Raw genomic sequence first — 14,660 nt, 5'->3', positions numbered from 1 at the left:
GTTATCTGGCGGACGGCTTCAATCTTGAATTCTTCGGGATAACGTTTGCTGCTCATGAGCACCTCTCTGATAGCCATTGTGTATGGCTGATAGGTGTCTAGCAAACTGGTGGCGATTCACACCGGCCCAGCGGTCGCGTTCAAGAAAGGCTTTGCTGACGCCAAGAGCTTGAGCGGCTTCGGCGGTAGTTAGTAGCTTGTCGGTCATCGTCATATTTCCTGTGTTTGAAAGTATGACGATCATTTTGAAGTTATTTCATAGGGTTAGAATGCCGCTAGGGCCTAGCGGTATACTCCAAGGCCCTAGAGGTATACCTCAAGGGCCTAGAGGTATACTCGAAGGGCCTACAGGTACATAGTCGGTGCTTTAAATTGGCTGCGATCAGTTTTGTTTACGGCTGATTGAAATTTATGCAGATTGTTGGTAGATACTATATTTAGTATCATATTTCTATGACGAAAGCGGACAAGACATTACAGAAGATGCGCAACAATCCCCGTGACTGGCGGATTGATGAACTTGAAACGGTCGCGGCGCGATATGGCATTACGGTGAGGAAGCAGGGCGGGAGTCATGCGGTGTTCAGTCATCCAGACTCTCCGGTTGTTGTTACGGTGCCAGCGCATCGACCTATTAAGCCGATCTATGTACGGCAACTGATAGACCTCATCGATGATGTGGGGGAGTGAAATATGGAATATCCAAAATTTGATGATTATCCCTTTGAAATTCGGCGATTGAGCGCTGATGAAGGCGGCGGCTATTTGATTTCCTGGCCGGATCTTCCCGGCTGTATGTCGGATGGGGAAACACCTGCTGAAGCCATAGAAAATGGTCGAGACGCGTTTGACGCATGGATGGGTGTTTATATTGAAGAGGGAAGAGAGATTCCTGTGCCTGGAGGTGGTGCCAGCGGCAAGTTCATTGCTCGTTTGCCCAAAAGCCTGCACGCTCGTTTGGTGAGTCGAGCAAAACAGGAAGGCGTCAGCATGAATGCGTTGGTAGCGTCCATTCTGGCTGAAGATATGGGGCGTCACCGCGCCCACTAGCGCGGTAGCCCTGATTTTTTATTGCTGTGGATCTGCCGGTGCGGGGGTTCTTTTGTGCTTGCTGATCCACTTCGCAATCTGATGTGCTGGGTCGTCCGATCTCAAAATCCGCTCTACCTCTGCCTGGTTTTCCTCATAAAGAATCTTCGCCGCATGTCGGTTACTGAAGCGCTCATAACCTTTTTGAGCGTAAATTTTCATTAAATCGGCTCGCAGATTCTCATGGTCTTTATTGCGCGTTTTAGCGCCGTGGCGTCCCAGGCAATGGATTTGTACCGATACGATGACCTGGACAACATCAAGACCGCACACGCCTGGCGCTGACTCAAACAAATAGAGACCACTTGAGGAAGCGATTTGAGAAAGTGATATTAGACTGATCGTGCCGTGTGATGTGCGTCAGCAATGGGACAAAAATGGAGCAAAATCCGAAACCGGGACAGATTTATTTTCACTACCTGGGTATGAGTAAGTGAGGAAGGAGACAGTGGCCCTATGCGTTATGAGGGTAACGGATTCTCGTTTTGCGGGCGCTTGAAGTAATAACGGGGCAATCAACGATCCATGACTTTGACCTGTTTATCTGCAGATCCCATTGATATGCCTATATCCCCGCTAGAGCATTTCTTCTATCGATGAGTTATGCATAATGGCGCTTGCCGCAGGGACACCGCGTTGAGGCGGTATACGTAATATCGAGGGAGCGAAGATGAGGTTTTTCACGATGATGTTGTTGGCGGGCATAGTCGCTTTTGCATCGGGGTGCGCCTATACCCAGATGGGCAAGGCCAATGACTTGCTCGACGACAACCGGGTGGCGGACGCGATTCCACATTTGCAGAAGGCCGTCGACGACGGGAGCAAAGCAGCAGCCATTGAGCTCGCGTTCATCTATCTTTGCGACTGCACGGTTCCAGAGAATCTGGCGAAGGCGCGGGAATACTATCATCGGGCTCAAACAATGGCGCCTCAGCCATACGACCAGTATCTCGACTATTTCATGCCGCAAGTGAAAGCGCGGCTGATGCTGGCAGACGACAATCCCGACAATGATGTTGCCGCTACCACGATTCTACGTGGGGACCGCTACAAGGATGATCCCCCGAATCTGGACATCCTCGCGCTGTGCTATGCCACCGGGCAGGGCGTACAACGTAATACCGGTATCGCCAAGCTCCTTTTCGAGAGAGCAATTTCCTCTGAGCCAATGTGGGGGTCTCATCATATGGCTGTCTTTGATTATGCTTGGTGGCTGGCCGTTTCGGCAGATGCTGACTTTCGTGACGGACCGCGGGCTCTGTCGCTGGTAAAAGGTGAAAGCATTGATAAAGATGATCCTTGGCGGACAGAAAAGCTGGACACTGTGGCTGCTGTCTATGCAGCGAATGACCAATTCCATACGGCGGTGCAGATAGAGGAAAAGGCCCTATCACAGCTCAGGCACGACATCGCCCAGCACCGTGATGTTGCTTGGAAACTGCGGTATTACGAAAACCGCCTAAAAGCCTATCGTGCAGGCCGGCCCTGGCATTTTCGCAAGGATCAGCCGATTTCGGGACCACATATGATTGCAGCCAGCGGCGATCACCAAGCCGCGTAGATTGGACTGGCAAGCCCAACATTTCCCGAGAAGCCACAGGTTGGGCTTCCTTCGTCAGCCTAACTTCTCGTGTTTATCCCGGCGCCCTGGAAGTCCCGGGCACAAGCCCCTGAGCGACTCGCAAAAAAACACCCGTACCCAACCCCCAGCAGCCGTTTACCACGAGTGCGAAAGTCCAGATGCTCAGCTGCCAGTGAGCACCGACGGGCTTACCTTTCAGGGGTAATACCACCAGCAGGGCGACCAGCGTGGGGAAAATGGCCCCGAAGACAAAGGCCTTCAGCCAATAGCGCGAACCGACGCCAAAGTAGGGGGTCAGATAGGCAAACAAAATGCCCCAGACGCCGCCCCAAAATGCCAGCGAAAAAACGGCTGGAACCCCGAACGGTGGCTGTGGTGCCATTTGATAGGGTGGAAATGGAGCCAGATGAAGCCACCAGAGCAGGGCGACGGCCAGTTGGTGGAAGATCAGCGTGGCGAAGAAGCCTCCCAGAAAGCCGCCGAAAATGGCCATGGGATGGGACAGGGTGGCGCGGTTCGAAGTGACCATCGATCAACTCCTTGATCGGCATTTTTATTAAACTGCGCCTGGATGACCTAGCCGTCAAGTCTGAGAAAAACAAAGATCAACGCTATTCGGATGGATGCCGACGTCATTGCCGCTCGCCCCGTAGATTGGGCTGACAGGCCCGACATTTCCCGAGAAGTCGTATGTTGGCCTTCCTTCGTCAGCCCAACATACCGTGCTGGGCTTTGGCCTGTTTGGGTAGATTTATAACCCGGCGGTGCAGGCGACTAATCCATAGCGCCCTTTGACCTGGATACCGAAGCGTCCCTTAGCCGTATTCGTTGCCTAGGCTATCGATCTCTTCGCCGGCACAGGTCTGTTCCGCACATTGGCCTTAACGTCTCCAAATCAATCGAAAGGGTGTCGAGATATTTTGCATCCCATGTAATTAGGAAGGGCTTTTGTTTGGCTTCGGTTTATACAGAAAAATGATTTCTAATTGATTTTTATGAAATGGCGCTATAAGTGCTTGTGATCTCTGATCGTGCGCCTCGAATCTGGGAGCGAACAAATTCATCAAGAACTGTAGCGCGCTTAAGGAAGTGATAATGATAACTGTGACCAAACACAGAATGTTTACCCTGCAAGGATTTCTCGGCCTTTTCGGAATGACGCTTCTTCTGGGATCCCTATCCGCTAACGCTGCACCGGTGCTCAATGTCGTCGGCGGCCAGCTGATGGGGGCGACGGGCATTGCGGTAGGCGGGTCGATATACGATGTCCAGTTTGTAGATGGCTCCTGCACCTCGCTGTTCAACGGCTGTGACGCGCCTTCCGACTTCACTTTTCACACCAGTGCCGATGCGACAGCCGCAAGCCAGGCGCTGTTGGACTCGGTTTTTATCGACTCTGGTCTGGGCGCGTTCGACAGTAACCCTTCCTTGACCAATGGCTGCACCGCGGGACCTTGTTTTGTCACGACGGTCTATGCCGGTGATGGCAATTTGGCCTCCAACGAGGCTGCCCGGAATGACTACTCTGAATCGGGAGACGTCGTCGTGGCACCGACGCTGAGTGCCAGCTACGATGAATCCGATCCGTCGCACAACTCGGCGGCGCGGGTGACGTTTGCGCGTTGGACCTTTGTATCCAGCGCCGCTCCTGTCCCTGAGCCTTCCAGCCTTGCGTTGCTGGGTCTTGGATTGGTGGGGTTCTGGGGAGCACGCCTGCGACGCTCAGGAAAGGCTGGCGCCTAGTAACGGCGATCGCCTTGTATCGTGTTCCGGAAGTTAACGGGTGGGCGTCGATTGCAACGACTGGGTTGCGTCGGGCCCTCCTGAAACCATTCAATTCCGATCCTATACTGCCTCTTGGGACATCGGCGGGTTATCCGTCTACCCCAGGAGGGTGTAAGCCCTCTGTATGATCGTCCCAATGGGTGCCTTTTAAAGCAATGGCCCGTTGACCACTGCGCCTTGAAACCTGGCTCGCTATTCCCGCCAATCTGCGTTTCTCCTCGATTCGAAACCCGTCACACCGGATACCCTCCGCGCTGAATTGTGCGCAGGTGCGTGCTACGGCGGCAGCCGGATAATGATGAATTTCCTTGCCGATGATGCTGTGTCTGCCTATTAACCGGGTGAAGACAGGGCAGAGGTATTCTGTTTCTTTCTGGTTTTAACTTTCTGAAAAATAAATACTTTATTGGAGTGTGGAGGTGACTCCGTGTCGCGACACTATCCTAATAGATAAGTGCATTAAATAGGTGACGCCGTATTATCAGGGAGTGATTGGGCGGTTGATGCCACTGTGCAAGCGAACGTATCTGGCACGCGTCGGCGCGCCGAGTAAGTGAGTGTTCTCTCGTCACCATGGTCTGTTTCCTTTCCCGAGCCTGACAGCGTGGAGCTGAAATATCGAACAGGCTTGGTGTGCGTTTTACCTGCAGTGACGTCCTGATGGGTCAGCAAGAAGTCGGGGACACATGCTTTTCATAACGAAATTTTATGGTTAAGGGTCAAGTCCTCATGTTAGGTATTCAGAATATCGGCACTTATATCCCGAAAGACTTCGTTGATAACTTTCAGCAAGCTGACAGGTTTGAGACAAACCGGGAATTTGTGGAGCAGAAAATCGGTGTATCCACGCTGCCGCGCTTGGGCAAGGATGAGACCGTCGTCAGTGCCTGCCTGAATGCTTTCCAGAATCTCAGCAGCAAAGAAGCCATCGACCTGGAGCAGATCGACTGTGTTGTGTTGTGCACGCAGAACCCCGACAACGGCGGGCTGCCCCATAACTCCGCACTGCTTCATGGCGAGCTGGGTTTGTCTGAAGATTGTGCCTGTTTTGATATCGGTCTGGCGTGTTCCGGTTATGTTTACGGGCTGAGTGTCATCCAGTCGTTTATGGCTGCCAACGGGCTAAGGAAAGGGCTGTTTTTCACCTGCGATCCTTATTCCAGGATCCTGAATCAGGACGATAAGAACACCTGCCTCCTGTTTGGGGATGCCGCCTCGGTCACCTTGATCAGCGAAACTCCGCGTTACGTCCTCGACCGCGCGAAATTTTCGACGAAGGGCGCCGGCAGCCAGGCGTTGCGGCGGAAAAACAATATGCTGGAGATGAACGGGCGTGCGGTGTTCAACTTCGCCCTGCAGGACGTTCCCAAACAGATTAATCGTCTGCTTGATGATAGCGGCCTGACGACGGACGATATCGATCTTTTCCTGCTCCATCAGGGCAGTCGCTACATGCTGGAAAGCACCATCAAGCGAGCGGGCATTCCCCTGGAAAAGGCTCCGGTGAGACTGGATAAGACGGGGAACACGGTTTCCTCTTCCATTCCGTTGTTGCTGGTCAATGAGCTGGAGAATAAGCACCGGACCATCCTGATGTCAGGCTTTGGGGTCGGCTTGTCCTGGGCAACGGCCGTCTACAGGCTGGTTGAATAAGGCATAGCCTGACGAGCACTGAGGCTGGCCTGCAACGGGCCAGCTATTGCAGGTTTACCGGTTATCTTCGTTGATCGGGTTATTGATAACGGCGATCAGTTCATCGAGAAGACAGGGGGGCAGTCCGGGAAAGAGTGCCCTTTCGTCCGTTGAGGCCCGGTGACGTCCGTCATCCGGCAAGTCCAGTTTTCACAATATTAATCATCTGCCCAAGGGCAATTGCTGCTATCTTGTATCGGTCCTCGATGTCATCTGAAATGAACGCCTGACTGATGCCGCCCGTGTCCTCGCTTCGTCGTTACCCCTGGCTTTTTGCGCTCGCTGTGTTTGTTGTCTATTACCTGTTTGCTCGGCTGGGTGTGGTGTTTTCGAGCATGCCGGACTCGTCGCTGAGTCTGTTGTGGTTGCCTTCCGGGATAGGTGCGGCGGCGGTGATGCTACGCGGGTGGCGTATGCTGCCGGCCATCTGGCTGGCGTCGCTGTTGATCAATACACCCGCCGGGCTTCCGGATGCATTGATGTCGCAACACTGGGCGGCCTTGCTGGCCGGTGTTGGGGCAGGCGCTGTCGATACCTTTCAGTCGTTTGCGGCGGCCTGGCTGTTCCAGCGTCTGGTTGGTCGCCCCCGGTTCGTGGCGGGTTATCAGGTGTTGCGCTTCAGCTTTTGGGTGGCGATTCCCGTGAGTGCGGTTACCGTCATGCTGCTGGTGGCGCTCTCTGCAGCGCTGGGCTTTCTGCCGAAAACCCCGGAGACGGGAATGATGGGGGCCCTGTCGATATGGGCTTCCTTCTCGTTGGCGGACATCCACGGCATGCTGCTGATCGTGCCGCTCGCGCTTTCGTGGATGGGCGCCTATCGGGAGCGCGGTGCACTCAATCCCTGGCTGATGGTGGGAATGTTCGGCGTGCTCGCTGTGATCATCCTGCTTGGGTATACCGTGCTTGGCGGCGCTGTGTACCTGCTGATTCCGATGTTCATGATCCTGGCGCTGCGTGCCCATGTCCGGGGTGTTTCGCTGTTTCTTACCGTCAGCTCCATCACGCTAACCTCGTTGACTGTGTATGGACATAGCCCCTTTGGTGGTGCGTCCCATTGGGCTCAGTTGGCGAATCTGCTGTTGTTCGTTTTCGCCAGCGGTGTCGCGGCGTTGTTTGTGGCGGCGCAACAGTTGGAACTGCGATCGGCGAAATCCATGCTGGAGGATCAGGTGGCGAAGCGCACCCTGGCATTGCGCGAGGCCAATCAACGCCTGCAGGCGCTGACGCGTACCGACGATCTGACATCCATTCCCAATCGGCGGCATTTCATGGCGGCAACGCCCCCAGACAATGCCGAGGGGGTGGTGATGATGCTCGATATCGATTACTTCAAGTCGATTAATGACCGGTTTGGGCACCAGACCGGTGATGACGTGCTCAAGGCTGTAGCCTCGCTGGGGCGGCAGCAGGTTCGCAGTAACGACCTGTTTGCGCGTACGGGGGGAGAGGAATTCGCCTGCTGGCTACCGGAGATGACGGTTGCCGAAGCAATCCCGGTCGCGGAGCGTCTGCGGCAGGTGATCGCTGACGCGGAATTCAACCTGCCGGAAAGGCTTTCGGTGACGGTCAGCATCGGGCTGTCGCCCTTTCTGCACACGCTGGAAGACACGATGACGGCGGCCGATGCGGCCCTGTATGACGCAAAACGCGCCGGCCGAAACCGAGTTGTCGTTGCAGGGATCCCGGGAGGCGGAAAGGGCGCGCCTTGATGGCTGGTTTCCCGACCCCTACAGCCTGACGTCCCTATGCCAGACGGTCACCGGGGGAGTTTTCTCCGGGCCCGTTGCCGCGCATCGAGTCGGCGCTCCACTCATAGCCTATCCGCATCCGTTCACTGATGCGATTGATAGAACTGCCGGATCTCGCCCAACAACCGGTCGATATCGGTGCGTCCCACATCCCGGTGGGTGACGAAACGGATGGGATCCCCGGCGGTTATCAGGATGCCTCTGGTGGCCAGAAAGTCGCGTAACGCGGCGGCCTTGCCGTGGCGGCAGTGGGCGTAGACGATATTGGTCTGCGTATTGGCCGGATTGATGGCCATTGACGGGATCTCTACCAGGCCGGCCGCCAGGTATTCGGCATTTTCGTGATCCTCGTGTAACCGGAGCGGGCCCTGCTCCAGGGCAATCCGGCCCGCGGCGGCCAAAATGCCGGCCTGGCGCATGGCGCCGCCCAGCATTTTCCGCAGACGGGTGGCGCGGGCGATAAATTCCTTCGAGCCGACCAGTATCGAGCCGACCGGAGCGCCGAGTCCTTTTGACAGGCAGACGCTGACGGAGTCGTAGTAACGGGTAATTTCCGTGACGTCACAGTTGGATTTGACGGCGGCGTTGAATACCCGGGCGCCGTCCAGGTGGAGCCTGAGCTGATGCTCGTCGCAAAACGCCCGGGCCTGACGCTGGTAATCCAGTGACAGCACCTTACCGCCGATGGTGTTCTCCAGAGACAGGAGGCGGGTCATGGCGAAATGGAAGTCGTCCGCCTTGACCGCGGCGCGCGCCTTGGCCAGATCGATGCTGCCGTCAGGCTCGTTTTCGATGGGCTGCGGTTGAATGCTGCCCAACACGGCAGCGCCGCCGCCTTCATAGCGGTAGTTATGTGCGGATTGGCCGCACAGGTATTCGTCGCCACGGCCGCAGTGGCTCATGATGGCCAGCAGGTTGGCCTGGGTGCCGGTGGGCGTGAACAGGGCCGCCTCGAAGCCAAGCCGGTCAGCGGCATAGTCCTGCAAACTGTTAACCGTGGGATCGTCACCGTACACATCATCACCGACCTCCGCGCTGGCCATGGCCTGGCGCATCTCCTGGGTGGGGCGGGTGACGGTATCACTACGGAAATCGATCATGACGACAGTGCCTTCTGCAGATTCGAAAGCACGACATTCTACATGACGTTTGCGGTCTTGGTTTGAACTTCCTGTTAGCGCTTAAACCGCTAAAAAGAAGCTCAAGCGGACATATAGGTCCGTGAACCACCGCTTCATCACCCAGTTACCGCTGACTGGCGGGTGGTGTCCAACGATGTCCGTTTGAATCGTCTCGTGGATGGCTCGTGTGCCCCGACTGTTGGGAAAGCCCCGTTTCTTTCGCGCTCGATCATTATTCCCCGATAAAACCGGGACAATCCATTCAGCCGGGGCCTGTGAGGCAGCAACCGACCTTCGGGCCTGGCAAACCGGGCACGGGTATGGGTATTCATTCTTGGGGTGAACGATGGGTCCGGGGTGTTCGTCGGGCAGCGAGGATTCCTGACCGGGCACCAGTCGCGGTAAGCTGAGGGCAGGGAGCACAGGAGAAGAGCCATGTCCATTCACCGCCCCACATTCAGCCGGCGGATACTGCTCAAGGGCCTGGGCGCTTTGGCCCTCGCCACCGCCTTTCCGGCACCCGCCCTGTCAGCGGCTGACCCACGGATGCGCCTTATCCCTTCCACCGGCGAACGTCTGCCGATGGTGGGGCTGGGCAGCTGGACCACGTTCAATGTAGGCGGTGATCAACAGCTGCTGGATCAGTGTGCCGATGTGATCGCTCATTTCGTGAAAGCTGGCGGCCGTCTGATCGACTCGTCGCCCATGTATGGCTCTTCCCAGGACACCATCGGCTACGGCCTGAACAAGCTTGGGCGTCCCGGTGCCGTTTTCGCCGCCGACAAGGTCTGGACATGGTCTGTGGCGGAGGGCCGGGAGCAGATCGAAACCTCGCGCCGCAAATGGGGGATACCGCGCTTCGACCTGTTGCAGGTCCATAACCTGCTGAGCTGGGAGGGGCACCTGAAGACGCTGTTCGCCATGAAAGCGGCTGGCGACCTGCGCTATGTGGGGATCACCACCTCGGATGGCCGTCGTCACGGAGAGTTGGCGCAGGTCATGCGCACCCGGCCCCTGGATTTTGTTCAGTTCACGTACAATATCGTGGACCGGGAGGCCGAGCAGCGACTGCTGCCCCTGGCCATGGACCGGGGTATTGCGGTGATCGTCAACCGCCCGTTTCAGCAGGGGGGGCTGATAGAGCGCCTTCGGGGGCGTCCACTTCCGTCCTGGGCAGATGAAATCGGCGCCGGCAGCTGGGCACAGTTTATTCTCAAGTTCATCCTGTCGCACCCGGCCGTCACCTGTGTCATCCCCGCCACCACCCGAGTGGATCATGTTCAGGAAAATGTTGCGGTGGCCGGATCCGTGCTACCCGATGAGGCTCTGCGCCGGCGGATGGCGGCCTACGTCAGGGCGTTGTGATGACCGAATGGTGGACCTATAGTTTGCACAGCTTCCTGCTGTTCTCGCCACGCGTTTATTGGCGGCTGATCGAACACTACAATCAGTCGCTCTGGCCCTTGCAGATTCCGGTCCTGCTTCTCGGTTTTGTGGTTCTTTACGGCTTGTTGCGCCGGCAGCCCCGCACCTGGCGGGCGGCTTGGGCGCTGCTGGCTTGCGGCTGGTTTTTCGTGGGCTGGGGCTACCTGGATCAGCGGTATGCGGCCATCAACTGGCCCGTTAAGTACATGGTGCCGGTTTTCTTCCTCGAAGGACTGTTGCTTCTGGTGCTGGCGGCCCGTCGACCGACGGACGTCCGCCCCGGGGCGGGCAGGCGCCTGGGCTTGGTCCTGTTGTGTTACGCCCTGGCGGGCCACCCTTTGGTGACAGCCCTATTGGGAGGGGCATGGTCTGCTGCGGAACTGCCGGGCCTGTTGCCGGACCCCACCGCCATCGCCACTCTGGGAGCCCTTCTGGGCTGGAAAAAGAGTCGATGGCGCGGGGTCCTGATGGTCATCCCGGTTCTTTGGTGTTTTTACAGCGTCCTCTGTCTGCTGGCCATCGATGCTCCCGCTGCCTGGGTAATGCTGGGGGCGTTGGGGCTGGCAGCGATCGCAGGATGGGGGCTCGTCTGGACACCCATTAGAAAACGCCGATAAACACCCCCAAACGGCGGCTTGCCTGAGCAATTCCTCGCTGGCATGCCGCTCCTCGGATTACAGGCCCAGCCGCTCGGCGACGAAATCCACATCCTTGTCCCCGCGACCACTCAGGTTGACCAGAATGGTTTTGTCCGCCGGCAGATCCTTCGCCAGTTTCATGGCATAGGCAACCGCGTGGGCACTTTCCAGGGCAGGGATGATCCCCTCAAGGCGGGAGAGCTTCATGAAGGCGTCCAGGCACTCCGTATCGGTGACGGACTCATAGTCGACCGCTCCCAGTTCCTTCAGGTAACTGTGTTGGGGGCCGACGCCCGGGTAATCCAAACCGGAGGCGATGGAGTGCACGGGCAATGGCTCGCCTTTGTCGTCCTGCAGCACATAGCATTTGAATCCGTGGATGGCGCCGGGAGTGCCAAGGGTCAGGGTGGCGGCGTTGCGAGGCGTATCCAGGCCTTCACCGGCAGGCTCCACGCCCACAATGCGAACGGACTCATCTTCCAGGAAGGCGCTGAACAGACCGATGGCATTGGAGCCGCCGCCGACGCAGGCGGTAATGGTATCCGGCAGTCGTCCGGTCATGGACAGAAACTGGGCGCGGGCTTCCTCGCCGATGATGCGCTGGAAGTCCCGTACCATCATCGGGAAGGGATGGGGACCGACGACGGAGCCAATGGCATAGAAGGAATTTTCGGGGTCCTTCAGATACTCTTCGAAGGCGCTGTCCACCGCGTCCTTGAGCGTGGCTGTGCCACGGGTAACGGGAACCAGCCGGCACCCCAGGATTTTCATTTTCCCGACGTTGGGCGCTTCTTTTTCCACATCCACCTGTCCCATGTGGATCTCACAATCGATACCGACCAGGGCGCAAGCCGTTGCCAGGGCCACGCCGTGCTGACCGGCACCGGTTTCGGCCAGGACCTTGGTCTTGCCCATGTGTTTGGCCAGCAGCGCCTCGCCCAGGCAATGATTGATCTTGTGGGCGCCGGTGTGATTCAGATCCTCTCGCTTGAGATAGATCTGCGCGCCACCGCAATGCGCGGTGAGACGTTTGGCGTGGTAAACCGGGCTGGGGCGACCGACGTAATGGATCTGGAGGTCTTTGAGTTCTTCCTGAAAAGCGGGGGTGTCCCGAATGGCGACATAGGCTTCGGCAATCTCGCGCATGATACGGTCCAGAGGCTCGGGTACCAGTGCGCCGCCAAAGTCGCCAAAGAAGCCCTTATCGTCTGGCATGGGGCCATAATGTGCTTTTGTCATCCTAGGGTCCTCGTTGTGGTATCACCAGAAACAAACCCCCAACATACCAAAAACTGGACACGGAGGGAGCCGCTGAAAGCGATAATTCCGTGTCGCCTTGACGGACAGCGGGGTATGTTGAGGTTTTACTGCTGGAACTGGGCTCTGTCTCTTGCCTTTTGTTGCAACTTTGAGGTTTTGATTTGTCCAGTACCGCGCACTGTGAAGAGGGGCTCAGGCCTGAATCGACGCTTGTGGCTTGAACGGCACCGGTATCGTCATGGTGGGATGAAAGGTAGAATGCCCATCTCCGAAAAGCGCATGACTGGATCGAACCGATGAAGAAAACCGCCACACTGATTGGGGTAGTGCTGCTTTTCCTGTATCGGTCCGTGGCGGCAGAAACGGTGACGATTGCCGTTGGCGAATGGCCACCCTATACCTCGCAGGTGGTTCCGAGTGCGCAGGTTGCGCAGAAAATTGTCACGGCTGCTTTCCTGCTGGAGGGCGTCCATGTCGAGTATCGGTATTTCCCCTGGAAGCGTGCCTATGTAGAGGTGAGGCAAGGGCACGTCGACGCGACGTTCCCCTGGTACAAAAGCAAGGCGCGCACCGAGGCCTTTCTTTTCAATCATGAACCCCTGCTGCACGGGCAGGAAGTGTTTTTCCACCTGAAGACGCTGGACTTCCGCTGGCGCGGCTTTGACGATCTTAAGCGCTATCGGGTTGGCGGCACGCTAGGCTTTTTTGACACCAGTCTGCTGGAGCAGCATGGCGTGGCGGTCGATAAGGTGTCCAGCGAGGAACAGAATTTCGAGAAAATGCTGCGTGGCCGTGTGGATGTCTATGCGACCACGCGTGAAGTGGGTTATTACCTGATCCACAAGTTGTTCAGCCCGACCCAGGCGGCGTTGTTCACCCACGATCCCACGCCCTTGCATGAAGCGGATGCGTTCGTCATGTTCTCCCGCGAAATCCCGCAATCGGAAGCACTGATCTCCAAGTTGGATCGGGGGCTGCGAATGCTGAAAGCCAGCGGCCGGTATGGGGAGATCCTGAGCACCGTTTCGTCGCCCTCAGCGGAGAAAATCCGTCCATTCGCACCTTTCTGAATGAACCGGGTCATCGGCAATACGCCAGCCTTGCCCGTCACCGATGTTCAGAACCGGCTGCTTCCTGCATTGAGTCTTTCCAGCAAGGGCAAAATCCTGGCGGTTGCCTGCAAGGCACCTTCCATATAGCCGGGTTGCTCCAATGCAGCCTCGCTGGAGATCAGCATCATTCGGCCGGCCCAAGGCCCTGTGACCTGTGATAGATCCACGGTGGCAACGGGATGGTCACCGGGTTCCCGGTCCGCCGCTGTGGCCGTGAAGGGATCGCTGGCCCAGTCTTTGAGATGTTCGTCGAGAGGCGCTCCAGCCTGAGGGCCGAACAGGCGTTCCAACTGGGTCCGGCAGTGGTGCTTCAAGGCCTCGGGACCCAGGCGCTGGCGGACGTCGGCCGGGACACCGACAAAACCAAACAGCGCGGCCTGACCCTTTGCACTGGTGGCATCGTGAATCTCTGCAAGGGGACCAACCATGCTTCTGGCCATGCCCGACAGCCCCTGCTGGCGCCAGAAAGGCGCATCATAGATCGCGACATACTTGGCATGGGGCGCCATCCAGGTGGGCATATCAACCCAATGATTTCGTTCCTGTGGCCTGAGCGGTGGTTGAATATCCAGGCTACCTGCCAACAAGCGGGGTGGGGCTGCCAGGAGCAGGTGGGAAAACGCTAACGGCGCCCCAGCCTCCGGCCTGTTATCGACGTCAAGGTGGATGCTGTCCCCCACCAGGCGGGCAGCGGTCACAGGGTGATTCAGCAGGAGACGCTCGGGATGAATCCTGGCCACAAGTGCCTGAATGAGTGCGCTGGTTCCTCCGGCGATGCGCAGCGACAGATTGCCTTGGTCAAAACCAGCCATCCGTTGCGGCGGCAGTGATTGGGCGCGCTCCACGACCATATCGCCGTCGGTATATTGAGGAAATGTGGCCAGGTTCAGGTCTGCCGTTAGCCGGGTCATCAGTGGCTGGAAATCCGGCCAAAACCAGGAGGGGCCAAGATCGAATGCCGAAGCGGTGTCGGTCGCTCCGGCGGATGAATAGCCGGAATGAATGCGGCCGCCGAGGCGCTCCCTGGCTTCCAGCAGGCGGAAATCGATACCGGCCTGGGTGAGACGTAACGCTGCATAAAGGCCGCTTAAACCGCCGCCGACAATGGCCACACAGGGTGTCGTCATGAGGTTTCTTCCTTTGGGAATGTATCGCCCGTTCGCGGCGTATAACCGCTGATTTTACCGGCAGGTAGCCCCAATCGGTCCA

The 14,660-nt window shown here is 57.3% G+C and carries 13 protein-coding genes; 9 read left to right on the top strand and 4 right to left on the bottom strand.

What is annotated here, in order from left to right:
- The first annotated feature begins 551 nt into the window (after window positions 1-551).
- The 3 genes from CLR77_RS20570 to CLR77_RS15060 all read left to right on the top strand — a co-directional run bounded on the left by CLR77_RS20570 (window position 552) and on the right by CLR77_RS15060 (window position 2,649).
- Window positions 552-689: a type II toxin-antitoxin system HicA family toxin gene (locus CLR77_RS20570; protein ID WP_406564961.1), complete on the top strand. Its 138-nt coding sequence runs from the start codon at window positions 552-554 to the stop codon at window positions 687-689.
- Window positions 690-692: 3 nt separating this feature from the next.
- Window positions 693-1,049 carry a type II toxin-antitoxin system HicB family antitoxin gene (locus CLR77_RS15070; RefSeq protein WP_097461478.1) on the top strand — a complete coding sequence of 119 codons (357 nt, stop codon included), beginning with the start codon at window positions 693-695 and terminating at the stop codon, window positions 1,047-1,049.
- Window positions 1,050-1,758: 709 nt separating this feature from the next.
- Window positions 1,759-2,649, top strand: a complete 891-nt coding sequence (locus CLR77_RS15060) for a tetratricopeptide repeat protein (RefSeq protein ID WP_097461476.1) — start codon at window positions 1,759-1,761, stop codon at window positions 2,647-2,649.
- Between the two features lie 73 nt (window positions 2,650-2,722).
- Here the strand turns inward: CLR77_RS15060 and CLR77_RS15055 are convergent, their stop codons facing one another.
- A complete protein-coding gene (locus CLR77_RS15055) occupies window positions 2,723-3,199 on the bottom strand; it encodes a hypothetical protein (RefSeq protein ID WP_227519935.1) in 477 nt (158 codons plus the stop codon).
- Window positions 3,200-3,765: 566 nt separating this feature from the next.
- Here CLR77_RS15055 and CLR77_RS15050 point away from each other — a divergent pair.
- The 3 genes from CLR77_RS15050 (at window position 3,766) to CLR77_RS15040 (ending at window position 7,856) form a co-directional block, all read left to right on the top strand.
- Window positions 3,766-4,413, top strand: coding sequence for a PEP-CTERM sorting domain-containing protein (locus tag CLR77_RS15050; protein WP_097461475.1), 648 nt, complete (start codon window positions 3,766-3,768; stop codon window positions 4,411-4,413).
- 771 nt (window positions 4,414-5,184) lie between these two features.
- Window positions 5,185-6,108 (top strand): ketoacyl-ACP synthase III, encoded by a 924-nt coding sequence (locus tag CLR77_RS15045; RefSeq protein ID WP_097461519.1) that lies wholly within the window; start codon window positions 5,185-5,187, stop codon window positions 6,106-6,108.
- A gap of 281 nt (window positions 6,109-6,389) precedes the next feature.
- Window positions 6,390-7,856, top strand: a complete 1,467-nt coding sequence (locus tag CLR77_RS15040) for a sensor domain-containing diguanylate cyclase (protein ID WP_158227219.1) — start codon at window positions 6,390-6,392, stop codon at window positions 7,854-7,856.
- Window positions 7,857-7,978: 122 nt separating this feature from the next.
- Here CLR77_RS15040 and ltaE read toward each other — a convergent pair whose 3' ends face one another.
- Entirely contained in the window at window positions 7,979-8,995 is a 1,017-nt protein-coding gene (ltaE, locus tag CLR77_RS15035) for a low-specificity L-threonine aldolase (protein ID WP_097461473.1), read from the bottom strand.
- A gap of 456 nt (window positions 8,996-9,451) precedes the next feature.
- Here ltaE and CLR77_RS15030 point away from each other — a divergent pair, with 456 nt between their 5' ends.
- Window positions 9,452-10,381: an aldo/keto reductase gene (locus CLR77_RS15030; RefSeq protein WP_097461472.1), complete on the top strand. Its 930-nt coding sequence runs from the start codon at window positions 9,452-9,454 to the stop codon at window positions 10,379-10,381.
- On the top strand, window positions 10,381-11,058 hold the full coding sequence (locus CLR77_RS15025) for a DUF6064 family protein (protein ID WP_097461471.1): 678 nt from the start codon (window positions 10,381-10,383) through the stop codon (window positions 11,056-11,058). Before CLR77_RS15030 ends, CLR77_RS15025 begins: the two co-directional genes overlap by 1 nt.
- 57 nt (window positions 11,059-11,115) lie before the next feature.
- Here CLR77_RS15025 and trpB read toward each other — a convergent pair whose 3' ends face one another.
- Window positions 11,116-12,318 carry a tryptophan synthase subunit beta gene (trpB, locus tag CLR77_RS15020; protein WP_097461470.1) on the bottom strand — a complete coding sequence of 401 codons (1,203 nt, stop codon included), beginning with the start codon at window positions 12,316-12,318 and terminating at the stop codon, window positions 11,116-11,118.
- Between the two features lie 317 nt (window positions 12,319-12,635).
- Here trpB and CLR77_RS15015 point away from each other — a divergent pair, with 317 nt between their 5' ends.
- The gene (locus tag CLR77_RS15015; RefSeq protein ID WP_097461469.1) at window positions 12,636-13,409 is read left to right on the top strand and encodes a substrate-binding periplasmic protein; all 774 of its coding nucleotides are present in this window, start codon (window positions 12,636-12,638) and stop codon (window positions 13,407-13,409) included.
- A 47-nt stretch (window positions 13,410-13,456) separates the two neighbouring features.
- Here CLR77_RS15015 and CLR77_RS15010 read toward each other — a convergent pair whose 3' ends face one another.
- Window positions 13,457-14,578, bottom strand: coding sequence for a flavin monoamine oxidase family protein (locus CLR77_RS15010; RefSeq protein WP_097461468.1), 1,122 nt, complete (start codon window positions 14,576-14,578; stop codon window positions 13,457-13,459).
- Window positions 14,579-14,660 lie beyond the last annotated feature (82 nt).

The sequence above is a fragment of the Mangrovitalea sediminis genome, assembly GCF_002514725.1.
GTDB classification, from domain to species: Bacteria; Pseudomonadota; Gammaproteobacteria; order Pseudomonadales; family Oleiphilaceae; genus Mangrovitalea; species Mangrovitalea sediminis.
The sequence above is the reverse complement of the archived record's forward strand: the minus strand, read 5'-3'. Positions and strand labels throughout refer to the sequence as shown.